1 protein-coding gene and 1 pseudogene are annotated in these 524 nt (G+C 66.8%); one reads left to right on the top strand and one right to left on the bottom strand.

What is annotated here, in order from left to right; all coding sequences use genetic code 11:
• On the top strand, positions 1–215 hold a 215-nt coding region (locus O3W51_RS48355; RefSeq protein ID WP_269290465.1), incomplete at its 5' end, for a hypothetical protein.
• A gap of 40 nt (positions 216–255) precedes the next feature.
• Here the strand turns inward: O3W51_RS48355 and O3W51_RS48350 are convergent.
• Positions 256–524: pseudogene (locus O3W51_RS48350) on the bottom strand (hypothetical protein); the annotation flags it as partial.

The raw sequence follows: 524 nt of genomic DNA, 5'->3' as shown, positions 1-524 counted from the left end.
AGGGGCTGACCATCCTGGACTCGGTTCGGAAGAACCTGAGCGGTTCCACCGAGTACCCCCGTCCGGGCAAGGACAACGGCCTGCTCGAGCTGCAGGGTTACCTGAAGCCGGCCGCCGGGCCCACGGAGCCGGTGAAGCAGAAGCCCACAGACAAGGACACAGAGAAGGACACCGGCCGGGACAAGCCGACCGACGGCCCGATCACGATCGACTAGCGGTCCAGGCTCACAGTGCCCACAGGGGTGACGCCGAAGGTCAGAGCAGCGACAGTGTGGTGGCGTAGTTGGGGGCGGTGTGTTCGGGCTGGCTCCCGTTTCGGTAGGCGCGCAGGAGTGTTCCGGCGAGGACTACCCCTGCGGCGATTCCGTAGGACCAGGGTTGGAGTGTTTCGCTGGGGAGTGCCATGGCGTTGCCGATGTAGAGCACGGTGCCCGCGAGGGGGACGGCGAGCCATTCCCAGCGGCCGTCGAGGGCGACCAGCGCGATCACCAGCAGGGCGTACCAGTAGTAGGAGGGCGAGGTCA

Source organism: Streptomyces sp. H39-C1, assembly GCF_027158125.1.
GTDB classification, from domain to species: domain Bacteria; phylum Actinomycetota; class Actinomycetes; order Streptomycetales; family Streptomycetaceae; genus Actinacidiphila; species Actinacidiphila fildesensis.
The sequence above is the reverse complement of the archived record's forward strand: the minus strand, read 5'-3'. Positions and strand labels throughout refer to the sequence as shown.